Genomic DNA, 23,754 nt, shown 5'->3' with positions numbered 1-23,754 from the left:
CGAGACGGGCCTGCGTTGTCATGCAGGCCCTTTCATCTACTGCAGGCGCGCGGCAGGCGCATAAGGCGCCGGATCGATGATCGGTTCGCGACCGAGCATCAGGTCGGCCAGCAACTGACAGGACGCCGGCGCCAGCACCAGCCCGTTGCGGAAATGCCCGCAGTTGAGCCACAACCCCGGGTGCGAGGCCAGTTCGCCGATGAACGGGATGCCTTCCGGCGAGCCCGGTCGCAACCCTGCCCAATGCCCGACCACCTCGGCATCCCTGAGCGCAGGCAGCAGCTCCTCGGCGGATGCCTTGAGGCTTTCCAGCGCGTCATCGGTCGGCGTCTTGTCGAAGCCTGCGTACTCGAGCGTGCTACCGACCAGGACGTGCCCGTCGCGCCGCGGGATCGCATAACGCCCCCTGGCCAGCACCATGCTTGGCAGAAAGTCACCGGCGCACTTGTAGAGGATCATCTGCCCTTTCACCGGCTCGACCGGCAAGCGCAGGCCCAGCGTCGCGAGCAACTCGCCACTCCAGGCACCGGCAGCGAGCACCACTCGCTCGGCACGCACCTCACCCTCAGCGGTGCTCACCCCGCGCACGCGTCCGCCTTCGTGAACGAAGCCGCTCACCGGACAATGCTCGCGCACCTCCACGTTGGGCATCGCCGCCAGGGCTGCACGCAGCGCCTTGACCAGCCGGGGATTCCGCACGTTGGCCACACCCGACATATGAATGGCACGGGAGAACCCTGCCCCCAGCACCGGCACCTGCCGGTACGCCTGATCGATGTCCACCGACAGCAGAGGACGCCCCTGACGCCCGGCCCACGCCAGCGCCTCGACCTCGTCATCCATGTCCAGCCAGTACAACCCGGTGACATGCACCTCGGGGTCGATACCCGTTTCATCCAGCAAGCGCTGTCCGAACCCCGGATAGAAGTCCTGCGACCAGTGCGCCAACGCCGTGACCGCGGCACTGTAGCGCCAGGGATACAGCGGCGAAACGATCCCGCCGCCGGCCCAGGAGGATTCTGATCCGACCTGCGAGGCCGCCTCACACAGAACCACCCGAGCTCCCTCCGACGCCAGGTTGCAGGCACTCAGCAAACCGATCACCCCGCCACCGACAACAACTACATCAGCCCCCACTGCGCCCCCTTATACCGAACGACGATTTGACAATACCCAGCCTTGCTGTAGAACCGATGAGAGGCCAGGAAGGCCTCAGATCATAAGTGCAAAAGGAATCGCACCATGGATCAAAATCAACAAAAGGCGTTCAGCCTTGTAGAGTTGATGACGGTTACCTGCATCGTTGCCGTTCTCATCAGCATCCTGCCCACGACCCTGGGATCTCTGGCTCGAAACAACCGAGAGCAGGCTACCCGAGACACCTTGCTGGCACTCCTGTCACAGGCTCGAACACTGTCAGTCACAACACAGCGCCCCCACGTCCTATGCGGCTCAAGTGATGGTGATACCTGCGATGGACGATGGGCCAGGTACTGGCTGGTCGTCACACCTCACGACAACCGTGTTCACCAGCGTTATCAGCCTCACGAAACCACTCCCGTATGCTGGAGCGGCTTCAGTCAGGACATTCGCTACGTCCCAAATGGTACCGCTCCCGCAAGCAACGGGCGCTTCGCTCTGTGTCGAGAGCAGATACCCGTCTGGCAAGTGGTCATCAACCGCCAAGGGCGGGTGCGCCTGGCGTCGACAACGGAGCGAGCGGCCTGCTGCATGACCGATCATACCGGCAGTTAAACCGATCATCCCGCCTGAAAAGACAGTCGGATCGGCACTTGGCAAACTGAGCAAACACTCTCCAATAAAGTGCACGCCAGTATGCCCAATGCCCTTTCCTGCTCAGGCCGCACGATAACCTCCCGGTTGTCGGTGCAGGGCTTTTCTCTGATCGAACTCCTGATCGTCCTGATTCTCATTGGAATATTTGCGGCAATAGCGATGCCCAATCTTCAGCAGTTGATCGCCACCAACCGGGTTCAAAGCGCGACCAACGAGCTGACGAGCCAGCTGCAATATGCCAGGAGCGAGGCGGTCGTCCGCAATCGCTTGGTTATCGTGGAGAACACCTCCGGGCAAAGTGGCCGCTGGGATCAGGGAATTCGTATTTTCGTGGCGGGCAACACCACCGCCAACCGGGCCTACAACTCATCCACCGATACTGAGCTGCGCAGTCATGCGGGTCTGGGCCAACCGAAGCTCGCGGCGAGATCGACCAGTGGCGCAGCCTCCTGGCTCTCCTTCAGACCCAACGGCACATTGGCCACTACGACAGCGCAACAGATCGTCCTCTGCGAAGACGGTGATCTGTCCCTGGCCAGAGTGATAGAAGTCCAGCCCAGCGGACGCGTCACAGCCCCTACAGCCGCCCCAACTACCTGTTCGCCGTGAGAATGCACATGCCCGCGAAGACATCACAGAAAGGCTTCAGCATGGTCGAGGTGCTGGTAGCCATCGTAATCATCAGCATCGGTGTGCTTGGACTCGTTGCCATGCAAGGCAAGACGATCCAGTACACCCAGGATGCCAACCAGCGCAATACCGCCGCCATGCTGACCAACGATCTGATCGAGCTGATTCGTGGCAATAGAAGCGCGGTAATCGGCCCCAGCGGGGAACTGCTCAGCTCCTCCAACTACTACAAGGCAGCGTCTGGCGCATTCCCCACCGCCGGTGAAGCCAGCTGCAGAACGACCACAGGCTGTACCGCCGCACAAATGGCGACCGATCACCTGTTCCTGTGGACCCAGCAGGTGCGCAACAGCTTGCCGATCGACAACGCCACCCTGGCCACTTTCATCATCTGCCGGGATAGAACTCCGGATAGCGAAGCCTGCGACAACCAGGGGTCGGCCATAAAGATCCGTGTCGGCTGGCTGAGCCGCAACACCGACTGCCCGACAAATACGCCTTGCGCTGACCTGGTGGATGCCGGGAATCGTCGCGAGTACTACCAAATCAGCTTCGAGCCCTGAGGTGCCCATGCAACGCCTGACACCATCCCAACAACGAGGCTTGTCCATGATCGAGCTGCTGATCGCCATGGCGATCAGTAGCTTCCTGATCCTCGGGATCACGCAAATTTTTATCGACAACAAGCGCAACTATATCTATCAGCAGAACCAGTCCGCCAACCAGGAGGGCAGCCGTTTCTCCCTGATACTGCTGGAACAGCAGCTCTACAAGGCTGGATATCGTCGCACGCCACAAGATGCCCGCGACTTCATCTTCCCTGCGGCCGGGGCCACCAATGGCTGCATGGCATTTGCCGCTGGCCAGGTCATCAGACCGACCACCAACGGCCAGGGCATATGCATGCGCTATCAGCGTGCGACCAACAGTGAGCGTGACTGCCAAGGCAACACGATCACCAGTGATACGCCTGTCACGGTCAAGATAGAAAGAACGACAGCGGGCCAATTGCAATGTGCCGTGAGATCAGGCACGGGCACATTCAGTGCAGCCGCGACGCTGCTGGAGAACGTCAGCCAAATTCAGTTCGAATACGGCATCGACAGCCAGGGCGCTGATCGGGTTGCAGACGCCTACGTGACCTACAACAACGTCCCGAGTCTCAGCGACGTCATTGCCGTTCGCTATGCCACGCTGCTGGAAAGCACCTCGACCAACGTCGCCCTGAGCAACGACAGTTATTACTTCCCGCTGTCCAGCACCACCGCCACGACACCCTCGGACAGCAGGCTCTATCGCTCCGTACAGGGCACAACGACCTTGAGGAACATCGCGCCATGATTCCCGCAACTCACAAGCAACGTGGCGCCACGCTGCTGATCAGCCTGATACTGCTCCTGATCATTACGGTTCTGGCCATTTCCAGCATGAGAGAAGTCACGCTGGAAGAACGCATCGTTGGCAATCTGCGCGATCAACAGGCGTCGTTCAACGGTGCCGAATCAGCGCTTCGCGAAGGCGAAACCCGCCTTGCCGCCAGTATCGGCCCCGCCACGACTTCAGCGAACTGCGCAGGTCAGACGGTGCTCTGCGTCCGTGCGACCCCCTCCAGTTCTATTCCATACCTCGACTGGTCCTGGTGGACAACCGCAGCAAACGCGATTCCTTACAAGGGTTCGACGAGCAACACAACAGAACTCAACGTAGCCAGCGACCCCCGCTGGCAAACAGCGCTGCTGGGCTTTGATCTGATCGACTCCAGCGGCCGGGTCGAGGTGACTGACCCGAACCTGCGCAGCCGGGGTGTCGGCCCTTACTACTATGAGGTCAACGCCTCATCACAGGGTCGTTCCAGCCGCACCATGACTGCCCTGCAATCCGTTACCGTTCAGCGCTACTGAATCGGAGTCAAACATGAAGACCACACAATTCACAGCCAAGACAGCGCTCAGTAGTGCATTGGTAACCGCCATGCTCATGGCTGCCCAGTCGACCCAGGCGGCTGGACTGACTATCGGTCAGGAACCGCTGTTCCTGACCGAAGGTGTTGCCCCCAACCTGCTGGTGACGCTGGACGACTCCGGTTCCATGGCCTATGCCTTTGCTCCGGATAGCATCTCGGGAAGGTCTACGACCCGCAGATTCAGATCATCGGACTATAACCCGATGTACTACAACCCCAATACGACTTACGCCCGCCCCAAGAGCGTGACCTTCAACAGTCGCACGGGGTTGATTTCTACAACGGAATACACCACCAGCTATACACAGGCCTATATCAACGGTTTCAAGCCCAACCTGGGCTCTATAAATCTTTCAAACAACTACCTCGTAACGACTACCCATACACCGGACAGCACCTCCCAGAGCCAGGCGAATCACCCTTCAAGTGATTTCAACCGAACCGGTCGGGCATCTGCCGCATATTATTACGTTCGCGACAACTCTCTCAGTAACTGTAATGGCACACTTGAAGACGATGACTGTTACCGGCTGGTGTGGGTCAGCAGTGCCGAACAGCAGAACTTCGCGAACTGGTATTCGTTCTACAGGACTCGTACGCTAGCGACAGCCTCGGCCGCCAATCTGGCGTTCCTGTCACTCCCCGACAACGTCCGCGTCACCTGGCAGATGCTCAACACTTGCAGAAGCATTGGTTCTGGCAACTGCAGCGGCGCCGACAACAGCTATTCCAACTACCTGCGCAACTTTGCCAACCAGCATCGCGAGGGCTTCTTCTCCTGGTTGGCCGATCTGCCTGCAAGTGGGGGCACCCCCCTACGCGCCGCAGCTCAGCGGGCAGGTAACTTTCTCTCGACTACCGGCGTCAACGGCCCTTGGGCCTATGCCCCTGGCACAACAACGTCACCACAGTATTCCTGCCGCTCCACCTACCATATTTTAATGACCGATGGTCTGTGGAATGGGAGTCTATCCACCGATGTGGGTGATACCGACGGGACCAGCCGAACATTGCCTGATGGTACAGCCTATACAGCAAGAGCGCCGTTCCGTGACGGTGCCAGCCGTAACGATGAGAACACCCTGGCAGACTTGGCATTCAAATACTGGGCCGAGGATGCGAATACGAACCTGGCGAACGGCCTGAAACCCTTCATCCCGGCCACCAACGCCGACCCAGCGACCCAGTACTGGGACCCTCGCAACAACCCGGCCACCTGGCAACATATGGTGACCTATACGCTGGGCCTGGGCTTGACTCGTAGCCTGACCAACCCAGCCTGGGGCGGCAGTACGTTCGAAGGCGACTATGACCGCCTGCGCCAGGGACTCGTAGACTGGCCTCAGCCGGCCAGCAACCAATCGCAAAACGTGTACGAGCTGTGGCACGCGGCACTCAACTCTAGGGGCGAATTCTTCAGCGTCGACTCGCCGAACGACATGGTGGCGGCCTTCCAGACCATCCTCAATCGCATTGCCGCCCGCGATACATCGGCCTCTGCGGCCTCGCTGGAGTCGGCAGTCGCCACATTCGACAACGAGGCCTACTACGCACGCTTCTCCAGCAAGAACTGGAGCGGCGAACTGGTCAAGTATGACGTGGACAGCAACGGACTCCTGACGTTTGCCTGGAATGCACGTGACCCACTGAACAGTCGCTCACCTGCATCGCGCACCATCATGTTCAACCAGAACGGGACGTTGCAGCCGTTCCTGTGGAGCAATCTGTCCACGGCTCAGCAAACGACGCTCAATCGTACCGCTGCTGGGGTAGCAGATACCCGCGGGGAGTCCCGCGTGAACTATATCCGCGGCGACCGCAGCCTGGAGACCAGCACGTTCCGCACTCGGGAGCACCTGCTGGGGGACATCATCCACTCCAGCCCGATTGCGGTAGGAGCGCCAGACCGGGTGCCCAACCTGATGGACCAGGCCGCTGGCAGCTCTGGCGCCCAGTCCTACAACAACTTCGCCCTCAGCAAGGCCAACCGGGCCAAACGGATCTACGTTGGCGCGAATGACGGCATGCTGCATGCGTTCGACGCCTCGGGCAGCGAAGTATTTGCCTATGTACCAACGGCGGTGATCGAAAAGCTCAATCTGCTGACAGACAAGAGCTACACCCACCAGTTCTATGTTGACGGCACGCCCGTAGTGAGTGACATATTCGACGGCACGAATTGGAGGACCATTCTGGTCGGCACACTGCGTGGCGGCGGCCGTTCGGTTTTCGCTCTGGACATCACCGACCCCAACAATATCTCGCTGCTGTGGGAGTTCAGCTCCACTGCCGATGCGGACCTTGGCTTCACCTTTCCCGAACCCATCATCAGCAAACTGCACAATGGCAAGTGGGGCGTAATCCTCGCCAACGGCTACAACAGCACCAACGACCGTGCGGCCCTGTTCATTCTTGATGCAGTTGATGGCACGGTCACTCGGAAATTCACGGTGGGCACCGCCGGCACCATCAATGGCCTGTCCTCGCCGAGGGCTGTAGACATCAACGGGGACCTGGTCACCGACTACGTCTATGCCGGCGATCTCACTGGCAACCTCTGGCGTTTCGACCTGTTCGATGCCAGCAAATCGTCACCACTGCAGAACACAGCCAATGTCAACGCCAGCACTTTCAAGGTCGCGTTTGGCGGAAACCCGCTGTACACGGCTCTTGCCAGTGACGGCTCGACTCGACAGCCGATCACCGCAGCACCGGCGCTGGTTCGCCACCCATCGGGCACTGGCTACATCGTGGGCTTTGGTACCGGCAAGTACTTCGAAACCACGGACTCTCAGGCCAATACCTCCGTCGCGATGTCACTTTATGGCATCTGGGATCGCCAGACGGCCGGGGAAACCGCCAGCTCAACGCCAAGCGTGGCACGCAGCAACCTGGTTGCCCAGACGATAAGCACCTCGGTAACCAGTACCTTCACGGACAGTGACAACAGCTCGTCCCGCAGCCGTGAAATTCGCACAATCAGCAAGAACCCCATTCAGTGGATGAATGGCACCAACGTCAACAAGTACGGCTGGTTCCTGGACCTGAAGGAAGGCAACACGCTGAAAGGGGAGCTCGTCACCACGCCGCTGACATCGCGCGGGAACGTACTGCTCGCAGCGACCACGGTGCCGAACTCGGACCCATGCAGCTCGGGCATCGACCGCTGGTTCCTGGCAATCGACGGTCGCACCGGTGGGGCCACTGACTTCAACGTGCTCGACCTGACCGGCAACAACTACGTGACCGCAGACGACTCCTACAACGGCCAGGTCGTGTCCAGTGTTCGCATACCGGGCTTCGGCTCCCCAGCGGTCGTGGGGACTCAGGCATTCTTCAACACCGATGGTGGCGTTCAGAAGGAAGTGCTGGACTTCGGTCCCGCCTCAAGAGGCCGCCAGACCTGGCGAGTACTGGGAGAGTAACAATGAAAAAGTTCCTTTTCATATTTGTCAGCGTGTGTGGGCTATGGATGGCCCATGCCTCGGCCCAGGCTCAAACCTTTGAAGCCGCTGGCGCCGTGCAGGACATAAACCTGGCACAGTCCAAGATCAGGATCGATGATCGCACTTACCTGCTGCCCAACTCGGTGACCGAGAGCCTGCAGGTCAATGCCGGTCCGGTGATCTATCAGCTCCAGATAGGCACCGTCATCGCGTTTTCCGGAACCGAGTCAGGTAGCATTGCCAAGATCGAGTCGGTCGCCATCTTGCTGCAACCGAGCCCCGAGGAAGTGCAGGAACTGCTGAGAGAGCGAGCGAATGAACAGAACTAAGAACTCGGGTTTTACCCTGATCGAGCTGATGATTGCAGTGATGATCATTGGTGTGCTGGCGGCCATTGCCATTCCCAGTTACCAGCAGTACGTCACGCGCTCGAACCGTACCGAAGGCATGGCGCTGCTGCAGGAGGCAGCAGCGCGCCAGGAACGTTTCATGACCCAGAACAATCGCTATGCGACTACAGTGGCAGAGCTGGGCTACACCGCAACGGGAGGACGCGCGGCGGGGCGCTCAGCCAACAACTTCTATCAGCTGACCATCGCCAATAGTGCTTCCACCGTCGAATACAGCATGACCGTGGTTCCTCAAGGCGTACAGGCCAGCCGTGACAGCGAATGCGGAACCCTGGGTCTGAACCATGCGGGTGCCAAGAGCAAGACTGGTAGTGGAGCGCTATCCGACTGCTGGAAATAACGCCCCCTCAGATCGCCTTAACCCTCAACTCCTTCGGCATGGAGAACGTCACGTTCTCCGGCCGCCCCTCCAGTTCGCACTCCCCTTCTGCGCCCCAGGCGCGGAGTTGTTCCACCACACCGCGCACCAGGACTTCCGGGGCAGAGGCGCCGGCGGTGATACCTACACCCGCCACACCGTCAAACCACTCGGACTTGAGGTCTTCGGCGCCGTCGATGAGGTAGGCCGGCGTGCCCATGCGCTCGGCCAGTTCGCGCAGGCGATTGGAGTTGGAGCTGTTCGGGCTGCCGACCACCAGCAGCACATCGCACTCGCTGGCGAGCTGCTTGACCGCGTCCTGGCGGTTCTGCGTGGCATAGCAGATGTCGTCCTTGCGCGGCCCGCCAATGGCAGGGAATCTGGCGCGCAGGGCGTCGATCACCTTGCTGGTATCGTCCATCGACAAGGTGGTCTGGGTCACGAATGCCAGGTTCTGCGGGTCGCGCACCTGCAATTCGGCGACGTCCGCCTCGTCCTCCACCAGGTAGATGGCGCCACCGTTGCTGGCGTCGTACTGGCCCATGGTGCCCTCGACTTCCGGGTGGCCTTCGTGGCCGATGAGGATGCACTCGCGGCCTTCACGGCTGTAGCGCACCACTTCCATGTGCACCTTGGTCACCAGCGGGCAGGTGGCGTCGAATACCTTGAGACCACGATTCGCCGCCTCGTCGCGCACCGCCTTGGAAACACCGTGCGCACTGAAGATGACGATGACGTCGTCCGGCACCTGATCCAGTTCCTCGACGAACACCGCGCCACGGGCGCGCAGGTCCTCGACCACGAACTTGTTGTGCACCACTTCATGGCGCACGTAGATCGGCGGACCGAATACCTCCAGGGCACGGTTGACGATCTCGATGGCGCGGTCGACACCGGCGCAGAAGCCACGGGGATTGGCGAGTTTGATATACATGCAAGGCATCTCGGCGTTGATCGAGAGTCGAAACGACGCAATCGCGTCGATCCCGGAAGGTACAGCCTGCGCGGGATAAGCCCAGGCTGCAAGAAGAGCGTCGCGGCTGAAGTCGCTGCCGCGGGAGCGGCAAGGCGGGCTAGAGCGCTTTGACCTCGATGATTTCCACATCGAACTGCAGCACCTTGCCAGCCAGCGGGTGGTTGAAGTCGATGGTCACCTGAGCGTCGTCGAAGGCTTTGACCACACCCGGCAGCTCGGCATTGGCGGCGTCATTGAAGATCACCAGCAAGCCCTCGGACAGCTCCATGCCCTCGAACTGGCTGCGCGGCATGACCTGCACGTTCTGCGGGTTGGGCTGGCCGAAGCCCTGCTCCGGCTGGACCTGCACGCTGCGCTTGTCGCCGGCCTTGAAGCCGTACAGCGCCTGTTCGAAACCCGGCAACAGGTTGCCATCGCCGACCTTGAAGGTGGCCGGCTGCTTGTCGAACGTGCTGTCGACCACATCGCCGTTTTCCAGCTTGAGGGCGAAATGCAGGGTGACCTCGCGATCCGGGCCGATGCGTACGTCGCTCATTGCGCAGCCTCCTTCGCGGACTTGTCGCTCTTGAACATATCCAGTGCCAGCAGGATGGCGCCGAGGGTGATGAAGGTGTCGGCCAGGTTGAACGCCGGGAAGAACCAGCGGTTCTGCCAGTGCACCAGGATGAAATCGACCACATGGCCGAGCACGACGCGGTCGTACAGGTTACCCAGCGCACCGCCCAGGACCATGGCCAGCGCCACGGCGAGGAGGGTTTCGTGGCGCTTGAGGCGTTTGACCCAGACCACCAGCACGACGCTGACCACGATGGCGATGGCGGCGAAGAACCAGCGCTGCCAGCCGTCGGCATCCGCCAGGAAGCTGAATGCCGCGCCGGTGTTGTAGGCCAGGGTCCAGTCGAAGTAGTCAGGGATGACCTGAATACGCTGGTACATGCTCAGACTGCCTTCGAAGAAGTCCTTGCTGACCCGGTCGACGACCAGGATCAGCACGCTCAGCAGCAGCCAGGGCAAGTGCCCGAAACGCGAAGACTCAGGCATGCTTGCGCACCTCGCCATCACCTTCGATATTGCTCACGCAGCGGCTGCACAGTTCCGGATGCGCGGCGTGGCTGCCGACGTCGGCACGCAGGTGCCAGCAACGACCGCACTTGGCATGCGCGGACTTGACGATCTTCAGCTTCAGGCCCGGCACCTCGGTGCTGACGGCATCGGCCGGCGCATCCGCCAGAGGCGCGGTGGTGACAGCCGAGGTGATCAGCGCGAAGCGCAGCTCGTCGCCGAGCTTGGCCAGATCGCCGCTCAGGGCGTCGTCGCTGAACAGGGTGACCTCAGCCTGCAGGCTGGCGCCGATGGTCTTGCTCGCACGCATGGCCTCCAGTTCCTTGTTGACCGCGCCCTTGACGTCCATCACGCGCTGCCAATAGGCCTGATCCAGCTCGAAGCCTTGCGGCAGACGCGCCAGGTTCTCGTACCAGGTGGCCAGCATCACCGACTCGGCGCGCTCACCCGGCAAGAACTGCCAGATTTCCTCGGCGGTGAACGCCAGGATCGGCGCCACCCAGCGCACCAGCGCCTCGCAGATGTGGAACAGCGCGCTCTGGCAGGAGCGACGCGCCACGCTGTCGGCCGCCGTGGTGTACTGGCGGTCCTTGATGATGTCCAGGTAGAAGCCGCCCAGCTCCTGCACGCAGAAGTTGTGCACCTTGGAGTAGACGTTCCAGAAGCGGTACTCGCCGTAGGCCTCGGTCAGCTCGTCCTGCAGGCGCGCGGTGGCGTCCACCGCCCAGCGGTCGAGGTCGAGCATCTGCTCGGGTTGCAGCAGGTCCCTGGCCGGGTCGAAACCGTTGAGGTTGGCCAGCATGAAGCGCGCGGTGTTGCGGATGCGGCGGTAGGCATCGGCACTGCGCTGCAGGATCTGGTCGGAAACGGCCATCTCGCCGGAGTAGTCGGTCGATGCTACCCACAGGCGCAGAATGTCGGCGCCCATGCTGTCGATCACCTTTTGCGGCGCGACCACGTTGCCCAGCGACTTGGACTGCTTGCGGCCCTGCTCGTCGACGGTGAAGCCGTGGGTCAGCAGTTCCTTGTACGGCGCGTGGCCGTCGATGGCGCAGCCGGTCAGCAGGGAGGAATGGAACCAGCCGCGGTGCTGGTCGGAACCTTCCAGATAGAGGTCGGCCACCGGACCGCTGCGGTGCGCCAGGTCGGCGTGGGAACCGCGCAGCACGTGCCAGTGGGTGGTGCCGGAGTCGAACCACACGTCCAGGGTGTCGCGGCTCTTGTCGTACTGCTCGGCCTCGGCGCCCAGCAGCTCGGCGGCGTCAAGCTTGAACCAGGCTTCGATGCCCTCCTGCTCGACGCGCCCCGCCACCTCTTCCATCAGTTCGACGGTGCGCGGGTGCAGCTCGCCGCTCTCCTTGTGGGTAAAGAACGGGATCGGCACGCCCCAGTTGCGCTGACGCGAGATGCACCAGTCTGGGCGCCCGGCGATCATGCTGTGCAGACGCGCCTGGCCCCAGGCCGGGACGAATTTGGTTTGTTCGATGGCCGCCAGCGAGCGCTCACGCAGGGTGCCGCCCTCTTTCGGCTGGCTGTCCATGCCGACGAACCACTGCGCGGTGGCGCGGTAGATCAGCGGGGTCTTGTGGCGCCAGCAGTGCATGTAGCTGTGGCTGATGGTGGCGTGCTTGAGCAGCGCACCGGCTTCTTCGAGCTTGCTGACGATGGCCGGGTTGGCCTTCCAGATGAACTGGCCGCCGAAGAACGGCAGCGACTCGGCGTACACGCCGTTGCTCTGCACCGGGTTGAGGATGTCGTCGTTGCTCATGCCGTACGCCTTGCAGGTACGGAAGTCGTCCTCGCCGTAGGCGGGTGCGGAGTGAACGATACCGGTACCGGCGCCCAGCTCGACGTAGTCGGCCAGGTACACCGGCGACAGACGCTCGTACAGCGGGTGGCGGAAGTTGATCAGGTCCAGCGACGCGCCAGGCGCGGTGGCCACCACCTCGCCCAGCAGGTCGTAGCGCTGCAGACAGCTTTCCACCATCTCTTCGGCCAGCAGCAGCAGGCGGTCACCGACGTCGACCAGGGCGTAGGTGAATTCCGGATGCACGTTCAGCGCCTGGTTGGCCGGGATGGTCCAGGGCGTGGTGGTCCAGATGACGATGGCGGCCGGCTTGCTCAGGCTGGCCAGACCGAAGGCGGCGGCCAGCTTGTCGGCGTCGGCGACCGGGAAGGCGACGTCGATGGCTTCGGACTTCTTGTCCATGTACTCGACTTCGGCCTCGGCCAGCGCCGAGCCGCAGTCGAAGCAGAAGTTGACCGGCTTGAGGCCCTTGAACACGAAACCGTTCTTGACCATCTCGGCCAGGGCGCGGATCTCGCCGGCCTCGTTGGCGAAGTTCATGGTCAGGTAGGGGTTGTCCCAGTCACCCAGCACGCCAAGGCGGACGAAACCGGCCTTCTGCTCTTCCACCTGTTCGGCGGCATAGGCACGGCAGCGCTCGCGGGTCAGGTCGGCCGGCTGGTTCTTGCCGAAGGTGGTCTCGACCTTGTGCTCGATCGGCAGGCCGTGGCAGTCCCAGCCCGGCACGTACGGCGCGTCGAAGCCGGCCATGGTCTTGGAACGGGTGATGATGTCCTTGAGGATCTTGTTCAGCGCGTGGCCGATGTGAATGCTGCCGTTGGCGTAGGGGGGGCCGTCGTGCAGGATGAACTTCGGACGCCCTTCACCCGCCTTGCGCAGCTTCTCGTACAGGCCAATATCAATCCAGCGCTGCAGGGTCTGCGGCTCGCGTTGCGGCAGGCCAGCCTTCATCGGGAAGGGGGTGTCGGGCAGGTTCAGCGTGGCTTTGTAATCGGTCATGTCGGACTCTTCATCAGCGGGTGGCTCTGCCAATATTCACGGGCAGTTGCAATATCGGCGGCAATTGCCGCCTTCAAAGCCTCCAGCGAGGCGAAACGCTGCTCATCACGCAGCTTGTGGTGGAAAGCCACCGAGAGGCGCCGGCCATACAGATCGCCGGCAAAATCCAGAAGGTGTACTTCCAGATGGGCGCTGCCGTCACCGGCAACGCTGGGGCGCACGCCAATATTGGCGACGCCTGGTTGAATCACGCCATCGACGTCACAGCTCACCAGATAGACGCCGGTCAGCGGCACCTTGCGCCGCTTGAGCTGGATATTGGCAGTGGGGGCATTCAGCTGGCGACCGAGCTTCTGCCCGTGCAGCACCCGCCCGACGATGCGAAACGGCCGCCCCAGCAGGGCTTCGGCCAGTTCGAAATCACCATCGGCCAGCGCCTGGCGCACGCGTGTGCTGCTGACCCGGCCACCGCGCACCTCGACCGTGGTCGAGGCATCGACGCTGAAGCCATGACGCTGGCCAGCCGCCTTGAGAAATTCGAAATCGCCGGCCCGGTCGCAACCGAAGCGGAAATCGTCGCCGATCTCCAGGTCCCTGACCTTGAGCCCGTCGACCAGCACGCGCTGCACGAACTCGGCCGCCGACAACTCCCGCAGCCGGCGATTGAAGGCCAGGCACAGCACCATGTCGACGCCTTCCGCAGCCAGCAGGGCAAGCTTGTCACGCAGGCGGGTCAGGCGCGCCGGAGCGGTATCCGGGCCGAAGAATTCTCGCGGCTGCGGCTCGAAGATCACCACGCAACTGGGCACGGCCAACTCCGCGGCACGCTCACGCAGGCGCGCCAGAATGGCCTGGTGCCCACGATGAACGCCGTCGAAATTACCGATGGTGACCACACAGCCCCGCGCCTGGGACTGCAGGTTATGAAGACCTCGAACCAGCTGCATAGCACGCTTCTTGTTCACAAAGTGGCCGATTATACGCACAGCACGCCATGCACAACAGGCGTCAAAGCGCCCGTCGGGCAAAGTCGCGCAGACGGAATCCCAGCAGCAGCAACATGCCGAAGTAGGTGATCAGGCCGGCGACCACCAGCCCCGCGAGGCGCAACAGGCGCAGCGGCATCTCGCCATCGGCCCAGGCCGGCATGACCTGCAGCAAGCCCAGCAGCACCGCGACCATGGCCACCACCGCCAGCACCAGCTTGAGCAGGAACAGGCCCCAGCCGGGCAACGGACGGAAGATGTCGGCGCGGCGCAGCTGCCAGTACAGCAGGCCGGCGTTGAGGCAGGCCGCCAGGCTGATCGCCAGCGCCAGGCCGGCGTGCGCCAGCGGGCCGACCAGCGCCAGGTTCATCAGCTGGGTGAAGAGCAGCGTCACCACGGCGATCTTCACCGGCGTCTTGATGTTCTGCTGCGCATAGAAGCCGGGCGCGAGAATCTTCACCAGGATGATGCCGAGCAACCCGATGGAATAGGCGATCAGCGCCTGCTGGGTCATCAGCGCATCGGTGGCGCTGAACTTGCCGTACTGGAACAGCGACACGGTCAACGGCTCGGCCAGCACCGCCAGCGCCAGCGCACTGGGCAGCACCAGCAGGAAGCACAGGCGCAGGCCCCAGTCGAGCAGGCGCCGGTACTCCTCACGGTCGCGACTGGCGTAGGTCTTGGACAGCGCCGGCAGGAGGATGGTCCCCAGCGCCACGCCCAGCACCCCGGAGGGCAGCTCCATCAGGCGATCGGCGTAGTACATCCAGGACACCGAGCCGGCCACCAGGAACGAGGCGAAGATGGTGTTGATGATCAGCGAGATCTGGCTCACCGAGACGCCGAAGATCGCCGGCCCCATCTGCTTCAGCACCCGCCACACGCCGAGGTCGGAGAAATTCAGCCGCGGCAGGACCAGCATGCCGATCCGTTTCAGGTGCGGAAGCTGCCAGACCAGTTGCGCCATGCCACCAGCCAGTACCGCCCAGCCGAGCGCCATGATCGGCGGGTCGAAATAGGGGGTCAGGAACAGCGCGAAGACGATCATGCTGACGTTGAGCAGGGTCGGCACGAAGGCCGGCACCGAGAAGCGGTTCCAGGTATTGAGGATGGCGCCGGCCAGCGAGGACAGGGAAATCAGCAATATATAAGGAAAGGTCACCCGCAACAGATCGACGGTCAGCCCGAAGCGCTCGCCGTCCTCGGCGAAGCCCGGCGCCGAGGCCCAGACGATCCAGGGGGCGGCCAGTACGCCGATGGCGGTCACCAGCGCCAGCACCAGCGTCAGCAGGCCGGAGACATAGGCGACGAAGGTGCGCGTGGCCTCCTCGCCCTGCTGCATCTTGTACTCCGCCAGGATGGGTACGAAGGCCTGGGAGAACGCGCCCTCGGCGAAGATGCGACGCAGCAGGTTGGGCAGCTTGAAGGCCACGACGAAGGCGTCCGACGCCACCCCGGCACCGAAGGTGCGGGCGATGATGGTGTCACGCACGAAGCCCAGCACGCGGGAAACCATGGTCAGAGAGCTGACGGCGGCCAGGGATTTGAGCAGATTCATGGAGGTCAGGGCTTTTCCGGACAGCGGCGAACGTGGACAATCCGCCGCTCGCAAAAGCGTCGAGTGTAGCGAGCCACCGCTGGTCAGGCCAGCGGCGAAAAGCACCCGCGGACTTGACAGCCGATAGTCATGTCGGCATGATTCGCGGCCTTAATTTGTGTAAACCCCCCAGTTTTCGAGGAGCTTGACGGTGGCCAACTCACCTTCTGCCAAAAAACGCGCCAAACAGGCTGAGAAGCGCCGTAGCCATAACGCCAGCCTGCGCTCGATGGTCCGTACCTACATCAAGAACGTGGTCAAGGCTATTGCTGCCAAGGATCTCGAGCTTGCCAAGACCGCTTACACCGCAGCCGTTCCGGTCATCGACCGCATGGCTGACAAAGGCATCATCCACAAGAACAAAGCCGCTCGTCACAAGAGCCGCCTGAACGCGCACATCAAGGCGCTGGGCGAAGCTGCTGCCGCCTAATCGCGACAGGTTCTTGAAAAACCGGCCCCTGTGGCCGGTTTTTTATTACCCCGGATTCCTGCTCCGCAGTCCATAAAAAATGCCCGCGCTCCCAGGGAGGCAGGCATTTTTCTGCAAGGCCCTCAGCCGCGCGCGGCCTTGATCACCTCGATGTAAGGCTCGGCGTTGCGCTGGTCCTGGATCAGCGCAACGAAGTCGTTGCCCTGCGCATCCGTCGCGGCGAGATCATGGCCGGCGGCCACGAAGAACCCCACGAAGCGCTCGAAGTCATCGACACGCAGGCCACGGTAGGCCTTGACCAGCTTGTGCAGCGACGGCGGCGTGGCGTCCGCCGGTTCCACCGCAAGGAACAGCTTGATCGAGTCATCGCTGATTTCTTCGCCAATCACCTGCTTCTTGTCTTTACGCATCGCCTGCTCCCGCCAGCATTACAGAGGGCCGGCAGTGTACCGCCGAGCCGGGCGCCGCTCAACGCGCAGCCGGACACGCTAACACCGGCACGACTGCCGCAACAGCCGACCTAGGTCATACCGCGCCGGCATCCTGGCTCCTATAATGCGCCAAGCCACCCTGGAGCCAGCATGTCACGTCAATCGTTACCGCTGTTCGCCGCCTGGCGCCAGACCCGGGGCGCCGGTTATTCGTGGAAGGCCCTGCGTGGCGACCTGAGCGCCGGCCTGACGGTCGGCATCATCGCCATTCCCCTGGCCATGGCGCTGGCCATCGCCGTGGGCGTGGCGCCCCAGCACGGCCTTTACACCGTCCTGATCGCGGCGCCGCTGATCGCCCTGTGCGGTGGCTCGCGCTTCAACATCTGCGGCCCCACGGCCGCCTTCGTGGTGATCCTCCTGCCGATCACCCAGCAATACGGCCTGGGCGGCCTGCTGCTGTGCACGATGCTCGCCGGAGCCATTCTGATCGCCCTGGGACTGCTGCGCGCCGGACGCCTGATCGAGTTCGTGCCCTACCCGGTGACACTGGGCTTTACCGCCGGCATCGGCATCGTCATCGCCATCCTGCAGATCAAGGACCTGTTCGGCCTGCACCTGGCCAGCACACCCCATCACCTGCTGGAACAGCTGAAGCTGCTGGCGCAGGCCCTGCCCGGCCTGCAACCGGGCGACAGCCTGGTCGGCGCAGCGGCACTGGCAACGCTGCTGGTCTGGCCGCGTCTGGTGCCGAAAGTACCGGCGCACCTGGTCGCCCTGGCGCTTGGCGCACTGCTGGCGCTCGCCCTGGAGCAGCTCGGGCTGCCCGTGGCGACACTCGGCGAGCGCTTCAGCTATCAGCTCGATGGCGTCGAATACCCCGGCATCCCGCCGTTCCTGCCGGACCTGGCCCTGCCCTGGAACCTGCCCGGTGCCGACGGCCAACCCCTGACGCTGTCCTTCGAACTGATCCGCCAACTGCTGGCCCCGGCATTCGCCATCGCCATGCTGGGCGCCATCGAATCGCTGCTCTGCGCCGTGGTCGCCGACGGCATGACGGGCAGCAAGCACGACCCCAATGCCGAACTGATCGGCCAGGGGCTGGGCAACCTGGCCGCGCCCTTCTTCGGCGGCATCACCGCCACTGCCGCCATCGCCCGCACCGCTGCCAACGTGCGTGCCGGTGCCTTCTCGCCACTGGCCGCCCTGGTGCATGCCGGCGTGGTGCTGGCGGCGATCCTGCTGCTGGCGCCGCTGTTCAGCTACCTGCCGATGGCGGCGCTGGCGGCGTTGCTGCTGATGGTGGCGTGGAACATGAGCGAGCCGCAGCATGTCCTGCACACCCTGCGCATCGCGCCGCGCAGCGATGTGCTGGTGCTGCTCGTCTGCCTGGTGCTGACGGTGCTGTTCGACATGGTGCTGGCCGTGGGCGTCGGCCTGCTGCTGGCCGCCGGGCTGTTCATCAAGCGCATGAGCGAACTGACCGACACCGCGAGCCTCAACCGCCAGCAGCGCCAGGTCCTGCAGGACCTGCCCGAGCACGTACTGGCGTACGCCATCCGTGGCCCGCTGTTCTTCGGTGCGGCGGAAAAGGCGCTGAGCGTGCTGCGCCGCTTCACGCCGGGGGTGCGCATCGTGATCGTCGACATCACCGCCGTACCGCTGCTGGACATGACGGCCCTGGCCGCACTGGACAACGTCCTGCGCGACTATCGGCAGCAGAACGTGGCGCTGATCCTCAGCGGCGCGACGGCTCAGGTGCGCCTGCAGCTGCGTCGCGCCGGGGTGCTGCGCCGCGAAGGCGAACTGGCCTACGTGCGCGACCTGGCACAGGCGCGCGCGAAGGCGTTGCGCTGGTTGGGGGAAAAACCTCAGGAAGCCTAGGCGCGCATGGCACACGCCCAAAGCGGGGCAGCGGCTTACAGGCCCTTGACCGCGAAGATGCCGGCAGCGTTGCGCCAGTATCCCTTGTAGTCCATGCCGTAGCCGAAGATGTAGCGGTCGATGCACTGCAGGCCGACGTAGTTGGCCTTCAGGTCCGGACGCGCCTTGCGGTCATGCTCCTTGTCGATCAACACCGCAGTGTGCACGGCACGGGCACCGGCATGGTGGCAGAAGTCGATGATGGCGCCGAGGGTATGCCCCTCGTCGAGGATGTCGTCGATGATCAGCACGTCGCGGTCGATGAACGAGACTTCCGGCTTGGCCTTCCAGAACAGTTCGCCACCGCTGGTTTCATTGCGGTAACGGGTCGCGTGCAGGTAGGACGCCTCGAGCGGGAAGTTCAGCTTGGGCAGCAGCTTGCCGGAGAAGATCAGCCCGCCGTTCATCACGCAGAACACCACCGGGTTGCTCTCGGCCAGTTCGGCATTGATCTGGCCGGCGACCTTGTCGATGGCCGCTTCGACCTGGGCGTCGGTGAACAGGCAGTCGGCTTCCGCCATGACTTGGCGGATGTGCGCGAGATCGGCGGACATGATGGCGTTCTCTCTTGATCGGGCTGATGAATGGCGCTGAACAGCCTGAAAGCTGATCGAGTCGTCAAATAAAAGCGGGCAAAGGTACAGATCTGGACAGCGCTTGCCAAGTCTCGCCTGACCAGCGTAGCCCATGCAGGACGCCGTGTGCCGTGACCCGCAAGTCACCCACCACTTGGCACGAGCAATGCTTTAATCTAACGCGATTTTTCCCAGAGCCCCGTTGGAGATCCCAGCCCATGCCCACTCGCGAGATCCGCCATCCGCTGATCCGTCACAAGATCGGCCTGATGCGCCGCGCCGATATCAGCACCAAGAATTTCCGTGAGCTGGCCCAGGAAGTGGGCGCCCTGCTGACCTACGAGGCGACCAACGACCTGCCGCTGGAAGCCTACGAGATCGAAGGCTGGGCGGGCGCCGTACAGGTCGAGAAGATCGCCGGCAAGAAGATCACCGTCGTGCCGATCCTGCGCGCCGGCATCGGCATGCTCGACGGCGTGCTCAGCCTGATTCCCGGTGCCAAGGTCAGTGCCGTGGGCGTGGCGCGCAACGAGCAGACACTCGAGGCGCACACCTACCTGGAGAAGCTCGCACCGGAGATCGATTCGCGCCTGGCCCTGATCATCGACCCGATGCTGGCCACCGGCGGCTCCATGGTCGCCACCATCGACCTGTTGAAGAAAGCCGGCTGCAAGGACATCCGCGCCATGGTCCTGGTCGCGGCTCCCGAGGGCATCGAAGCGGTCGAGAAGGCGCATCCCGATGTGACCATCTTCACCGCCTCCATCGACCAGCGCCTGAACGAGCACGGTTACATCATCCCGGGCCTGGGCGATGCGGGCGACAAGATCTTCGGCACCAAGCAGAAGGACGCCTGACATGTCGCAGACGGAATTCAACGATCCGCTGTGGCGCCAGGGCATCTCCGGCGCACAGATGCTCTTCGTGGCCTTCGGCGCGCTGGTGCTGATGCCGCTGATCACTGGCATGGACCCCAACGTCGCGCTGTTCACCGCCGGCATCGGCACCCTGCTGTTCCAGCTGGTGACCAAACGCCAGGTGCCGGTGTTCCTCGCCTCCAGCTTCGCCTTCATCGCACCGATCCTGGCCGCCAAGGGCGAGTTCGGCCTGCCGGCCGTGATGGGCGGGATCATCGCCGCAGGTCTGGTCTACATCCTGCTGTCGGTGGTGGTCAAACTGCGCGGCCCGAGCTTCATCGACCGCCTGCTGCCGCCGGTGGTGATCGCACCGGTGATCATCTCCATCGGCCTGGCGCTGTCGCCGGTCGCGGTGAACATGGCCATGGGCAAGGCCGGTGACGGCAGCGTGGAACTGGTGCCGTACCAGACCGCCATGCTGATCTCGATGCCGGCGCTGATCACCACCGTACTGGTCGCCGTGCTCGGCCGTGGCATCTTCCGTCTGGTACCGATTCTCGCCGGCATCGCCGTTGGCTGCTCGATTGCCGCCCTGCTCGGCGTGATCGACAGCAGCGCCGTGAGCCAGGCCGCCTGGATCGCCATGCCCAATTTCATCGCGCCGGAGCTGCACTGGGGCGCCATCCTGTACATGGTGCCGGTCGCGCTGGCACCGGCGATCGAGCACATCGGCGGCGTGGTGGCGATCGGTAACGTCACCGGCAAGAACTTCGTTAAGAAGCCCGGCCTGCACCGCACCCTGCTCGGCGACGGCCTGGCCACCTCGGCCGCCGGCCTGTTCGGCGGCCCGCCCAACACCACCTACGCCGAAGTGACCGGCGCGGTGATGCTGACCAAGAGCTACAACCCGAAGATCATGACCTGGGCTGCCGTGTTCGCCATCGCCCTGGCCTTCATCGGCAAGTTCGGCGTGGCTCTGCAGAGCATTCCGGTGCCGGTGATGGGCGGCATCCTCTGCCTGCTGTTCGGCTCCATCGCGGTGGTGGGCCTGAACACCCTGATCCGCCATCAGGTCGACCTGTCCGAAGCACGCAACCTGATCATCGTCTCGGTGACCCTGGTCTTCGGCATCGGTGGCATGGTCATCGGCGGCCAGGAGTTCGCCCTGTCGGGGATCTCCCTGTGCGCCATCAGCGCGCTGCTGCTCAACCTGCTGCTCCCTGGCGGTGCCGGCTGGCGCAACCGCGACCTCGAAGACGCGTGACCCCGCCGTAAAGAAAAGCCCGCGACCAGGTCGCGGGCTTTTTCGTTGCAGCGGGCTCGCGACGGTCCTTACCAGCCGACGCCGAAGCCCAGGGTATAGCGGGTCTCGTCCAGGTCCCCTTCGGCGCCGCTGACGATGTCCTTTTCCGCCTTCATGTTCAGCGATGCCCAGTCGGTGACCTTGTAGCGCAGGCCGACCTCGGCATCCAGGCTGTATTCGGCGGCGCCATTGAGTGGCCGGCCGACCTCGCCGACGCTGAACAGCTGGACGGTCTTGCCGACCAGGTAGCGGTTGTAATCCCATTTCACGCTCAGCGCGTAGAAGCGGTCCTGCTCACCATTGCTGTAGCGGTAGTCGCTGCGGTTGGCCAGGGTGGCGACGGAGAAGGCACCCAGCTCGTCATCCCAGAACTGGTAACCCGGGCCCGTACCGATGGTGCGCTGACGCTCGACCTCCTCGACGCGGTCGCGCTTGTACTCGAAGCGCCCCTGCCAGAACAGTTTCTCGTTGAGGAAGCGGTCCAGCGCGTACTCCGCACTCCAGTTATCGGTGCTGACCACGCCGTCCTTCAATTCACGGTTGTAGTCGGCCAGTGCGTTGTGCCGCCAGCGTCCGTGGCGCGCCTGGGTCTTGATATCAACGTCGTAGTCGTCGGAGTCGCGCTCGCCACGCTTGTAGTCCAGGCCGAGGTCGACGTTGCCCTTCCAGACGAAATCCTCCACCAGCGGCTTGGGCTTCATGATCTGCTCGATCTGCGCCAGCTCGACGGTCTTCGGCGCCTCGCCGTTGGCCAGGGTCACCTTGCCCGACTCGGCGGCCAGCAGCGACTTGGCTCGTTCCCCCTCGAGCGGGCCGAGCTTGACCAGCAGCTCGTGATCACTCTCCAGGGTGGCGATCTTCTTCCAGTCCAGCGCAATGGAACCGCCGTAGTCGGTCTGCAGCAGCAGCCGGCTGCCGTCGAAGACGCGGATGGTGCCGGTGAGGCGGTCGCCGTTCTTCAACCAGACGGTATCGGCGAAGGAAGCGGAACTGCACAGAGCGATGCTCAGGCCAAGCAGGGACAGCGATGTAGAGCGAGACATAGATTGGGCGAAGGCGTTGGTGGGCGAAGGCCGGGCATTATCCGCAAGCCCGGCGACAGAGCAACAGCTGACCGACCGGAGCACCCAGAGTTCAGCTTTATCTGCCGGGCGGCGTTCCGCTGGGCGGCACTCCGTCGGGCGGCGTTCCGTTGGCCCGCACGCCGTCACCAGCCCACGCCGATACCGATCAGATAATGTCGATCGGCAACCGTCCTGCCCTGGCCACGCACCTGATCGAGCTCGTACAGCAGCGACAGGCGCGCCCACTGGTTGACGCGGTAGCGCAGGCCGAACTCGCTGTCGAGTACGTAGTCGATCTCGTCGATATGCGGAACCTGCAACTCGGCATTGGCGTAGAACTCGAAGCGGGTTCCCCACAGCAGGCGCTTGTAGTCCAGTTCCAGCGAGCTGGTATTGAATGCCAGGTCGTCGACATCCGATTCCAGGCGCACCCGGTTGAACTGGGCGATCAGATCGAAGCGGCCAAGCTCGTCGTCCCAGAAGCGATACCCGGGGCCCGTGCCGACGATGCGCTGCCGCTGGATGGACTCGAACTCGTCCTCGCTCTGCTCGATGCCACCACGCCAGAACCAGTGCTGGGTGAAGAAGCGGTCGAGGTCGTATTCCAGCTCCCAGTTGTCCTCGACCTTCCTGCCGTTCTTGGTCTCGTGCTCCAGTTCGCCACTGAGCACGTGGCGCCAACGCCCGTGCTCCACGCGGGTGTTGCCCTTGAGCTTCCATTCATCGACATCGTTCTGGTTGCGCTTCATGTCCAGCTTGGCATCGAGGTTGCCCTCCCAGACGTTATCCTCCAGCAACGGTCGTGGCGGCACCAGGCGGGTGATCTGCGCCAGCGGCAGGGTGTATTCCCGCGCCCCCTGCACCCGGACCATTCCGCTGCCGGCGGCCGCCAACCTTTCGCTGTGTTCGTTGTCGAAACCGCTGCGACGCACCAATAGGGGCTTGTCCGAACTCAGGGTGTCGATATCCTTCCAGTCGATGAGCACCTGGCCGGCATAGCGGGTCTTGAGCGCCAGCTTGCCGCCGTCGAGCAGGATGATTTCGCCGCTGAGGCGGTCGCCATTGTTCAACCACACGGTGTCGGCCCAGGCCGGAGCAGCCAGGGCAATCAGGAAGCAGGCAAGCAGTACGCGCATGATAAGG

At 63.1% G+C, this 23,754-nt stretch carries 22 protein-coding genes; 11 read left to right on the top strand and 11 right to left on the bottom strand.

Going from position 1 to position 23,754, the window contains the following annotated elements; genetic code table 11:
• Positions 1 to 36: 36 nt before the first annotated feature.
• Positions 37 to 1,137 (bottom strand): glycine oxidase ThiO, encoded by a 1,101-nt coding sequence (gene thiO / locus EWH21_RS06090; RefSeq protein ID WP_277700038.1) that lies wholly within the window; start codon positions 1,135 to 1,137, stop codon positions 37 to 39.
• Between the two features lie 699 nt (positions 1,138 to 1,836).
• On the opposite strand from thiO, the gene EWH21_RS06085 reads away from it, so the two are divergent.
• Genes EWH21_RS06085 through EWH21_RS06055 form a run of 7 tightly spaced genes read left to right on the top strand, consistent with a single transcriptional unit; the run spans position 1,837 to position 8,586 of the window.
• Positions 1,837 to 2,406 carry a GspH/FimT family protein gene (locus EWH21_RS06085; protein ID WP_277700037.1) on the top strand — a complete coding sequence of 190 codons (570 nt, stop codon included), beginning with the start codon at positions 1,837 to 1,839 and terminating at the stop codon, positions 2,404 to 2,406.
• Between the two features lie 8 nt (positions 2,407 to 2,414).
• Positions 2,415 to 2,990 carry a type IV pilus modification protein PilV gene (pilV, locus tag EWH21_RS06080; RefSeq protein WP_277700036.1) on the top strand — a complete coding sequence of 192 codons (576 nt, stop codon included), beginning with the start codon at positions 2,415 to 2,417 and terminating at the stop codon, positions 2,988 to 2,990.
• A 46-nt stretch (positions 2,991 to 3,036) separates the two neighbouring features.
• Positions 3,037 to 3,768, top strand: a complete 732-nt coding sequence (locus EWH21_RS06075; protein WP_172979128.1) for a PilW family protein — start codon at positions 3,037 to 3,039, stop codon at positions 3,766 to 3,768.
• Positions 3,765 to 4,328, top strand: a complete 564-nt coding sequence (locus tag EWH21_RS06070) for a PilX N-terminal domain-containing pilus assembly protein (protein ID WP_277700035.1) — start codon at positions 3,765 to 3,767, stop codon at positions 4,326 to 4,328. Before EWH21_RS06075 ends, EWH21_RS06070 begins: the two co-directional genes overlap by 4 nt.
• 13 nt (positions 4,329 to 4,341) lie before the next feature.
• Positions 4,342 to 7,815 (top strand): PilC/PilY family type IV pilus protein, encoded by a 3,474-nt coding sequence (locus EWH21_RS06065; protein ID WP_152487965.1) that lies wholly within the window; start codon positions 4,342 to 4,344, stop codon positions 7,813 to 7,815.
• 2 nt (positions 7,816 to 7,817) lie between these two features.
• The gene (locus EWH21_RS06060; protein WP_277700034.1) at positions 7,818 to 8,165 is read left to right on the top strand and encodes a PilY2 family type 4a fimbrial biogenesis protein; all 348 of its coding nucleotides are present in this window, start codon (positions 7,818 to 7,820) and stop codon (positions 8,163 to 8,165) included.
• Positions 8,152 to 8,586, top strand: a complete 435-nt coding sequence (locus EWH21_RS06055; RefSeq protein WP_152487963.1) for a type IV pilin protein — start codon at positions 8,152 to 8,154, stop codon at positions 8,584 to 8,586. Before EWH21_RS06060 ends, EWH21_RS06055 begins: the two co-directional genes overlap by 14 nt.
• A gap of 7 nt (positions 8,587 to 8,593) precedes the next feature.
• On the opposite strand, the gene ispH is transcribed toward EWH21_RS06055, so the two are convergent.
• The 6 genes from ispH to murJ all read right to left on the bottom strand — a co-directional run bounded on the left by ispH (position 8,594) and on the right by murJ (position 15,992).
• On the bottom strand, positions 8,594 to 9,538 hold the full coding sequence (gene ispH / locus EWH21_RS06050; RefSeq protein ID WP_277700033.1) for a 4-hydroxy-3-methylbut-2-enyl diphosphate reductase: 945 nt from the start codon (positions 9,536 to 9,538) through the stop codon (positions 8,594 to 8,596).
• Between the two features lie 139 nt (positions 9,539 to 9,677).
• Entirely contained in the window at positions 9,678 to 10,115 is a 438-nt protein-coding gene (locus tag EWH21_RS06045) for a peptidylprolyl isomerase (RefSeq protein WP_047590269.1), read from the bottom strand.
• Complete coding sequence (gene lspA / locus EWH21_RS06040) at positions 10,112 to 10,621, bottom strand: signal peptidase II (RefSeq protein WP_037046727.1); 510 nt, start codon at positions 10,619 to 10,621, stop codon at positions 10,112 to 10,114. The genes EWH21_RS06045 and lspA overlap by 4 nt, the downstream gene beginning before the upstream one ends.
• Positions 10,614 to 13,448, bottom strand: a complete 2,835-nt coding sequence (gene ileS / locus EWH21_RS06035; RefSeq protein ID WP_277700032.1) for an isoleucine--tRNA ligase — start codon at positions 13,446 to 13,448, stop codon at positions 10,614 to 10,616. Before ileS ends, lspA begins: the two co-directional genes overlap by 8 nt.
• Entirely contained in the window at positions 13,445 to 14,395 is a 951-nt protein-coding gene (ribF, locus tag EWH21_RS06030) for a bifunctional riboflavin kinase/FAD synthetase (RefSeq protein ID WP_037046723.1), read from the bottom strand. Before ribF ends, ileS begins: the two co-directional genes overlap by 4 nt.
• A gap of 61 nt (positions 14,396 to 14,456) precedes the next feature.
• On the bottom strand, positions 14,457 to 15,992 hold the full coding sequence (gene murJ, locus EWH21_RS06025; protein ID WP_277700031.1) for a murein biosynthesis integral membrane protein MurJ: 1,536 nt from the start codon (positions 15,990 to 15,992) through the stop codon (positions 14,457 to 14,459).
• Positions 15,993 to 16,182: 190 nt separating this feature from the next.
• On the opposite strand from murJ, the gene rpsT reads away from it, so the two are divergent.
• Positions 16,183 to 16,461 (top strand): 30S ribosomal protein S20, encoded by a 279-nt coding sequence (rpsT, locus tag EWH21_RS06020; RefSeq protein ID WP_003243036.1) that lies wholly within the window; start codon positions 16,183 to 16,185, stop codon positions 16,459 to 16,461.
• Positions 16,462 to 16,583: 122 nt separating this feature from the next.
• On the opposite strand, the gene EWH21_RS06015 is transcribed toward rpsT, so the two are convergent.
• Positions 16,584 to 16,871, bottom strand: coding sequence for a PA4642 family protein (locus EWH21_RS06015; RefSeq protein WP_037046718.1), 288 nt, complete (start codon positions 16,869 to 16,871; stop codon positions 16,584 to 16,586).
• A gap of 171 nt (positions 16,872 to 17,042) precedes the next feature.
• Between EWH21_RS06015 and dauA the strand changes: the two genes are divergently transcribed.
• Complete coding sequence (gene dauA / locus EWH21_RS06010; protein WP_277700030.1) at positions 17,043 to 18,773, top strand: C4-dicarboxylic acid transporter DauA; 1,731 nt, start codon at positions 17,043 to 17,045, stop codon at positions 18,771 to 18,773.
• Between the two features lie 35 nt (positions 18,774 to 18,808).
• Here dauA and EWH21_RS06005 read toward each other — a convergent pair whose 3' ends face one another.
• Positions 18,809 to 19,366, bottom strand: coding sequence for a hypoxanthine-guanine phosphoribosyltransferase (locus tag EWH21_RS06005; RefSeq protein ID WP_037046713.1), 558 nt, complete (start codon positions 19,364 to 19,366; stop codon positions 18,809 to 18,811).
• A gap of 239 nt (positions 19,367 to 19,605) precedes the next feature.
• Here EWH21_RS06005 and upp point away from each other — a divergent pair, with 239 nt between their 5' ends.
• Positions 19,606 to 20,244 (top strand): uracil phosphoribosyltransferase, encoded by a 639-nt coding sequence (gene upp, locus EWH21_RS06000; RefSeq protein WP_277700029.1) that lies wholly within the window; start codon positions 19,606 to 19,608, stop codon positions 20,242 to 20,244.
• 1 nt (position 20,245) lies between these two features.
• A complete protein-coding gene (locus EWH21_RS05995; RefSeq protein WP_037046707.1) occupies positions 20,246 to 21,508 on the top strand; it encodes a uracil-xanthine permease family protein in 1,263 nt (420 codons plus the stop codon).
• A 68-nt stretch (positions 21,509 to 21,576) separates the two neighbouring features.
• On the opposite strand, the gene EWH21_RS05990 is transcribed toward EWH21_RS05995, so the two are convergent.
• Together EWH21_RS05990 and EWH21_RS05985 are read right to left on the bottom strand one after the other, a co-directional pair.
• Positions 21,577 to 22,590: a DUF481 domain-containing protein gene (locus EWH21_RS05990; protein ID WP_277700028.1), complete on the bottom strand. Its 1,014-nt coding sequence runs from the start codon at positions 22,588 to 22,590 to the stop codon at positions 21,577 to 21,579.
• Positions 22,591 to 22,754: 164 nt separating this feature from the next.
• Positions 22,755 to 23,747, bottom strand: a complete 993-nt coding sequence (locus tag EWH21_RS05985) for a DUF481 domain-containing protein (protein WP_175253023.1) — start codon at positions 23,745 to 23,747, stop codon at positions 22,755 to 22,757.
• Positions 23,748 to 23,754: the final 7 nt, after the last annotated feature.

This window comes from Pseudomonas sp. REST10 (genome assembly GCF_029542605.1).
GTDB classification, from domain to species: Bacteria; Pseudomonadota; Gammaproteobacteria; order Pseudomonadales; family Pseudomonadaceae; genus Aquipseudomonas; species Aquipseudomonas khazarica.
Note: the sequence above shows the minus strand (reverse complement) of the source record. Positions and strands in the feature narration are given on the sequence as shown.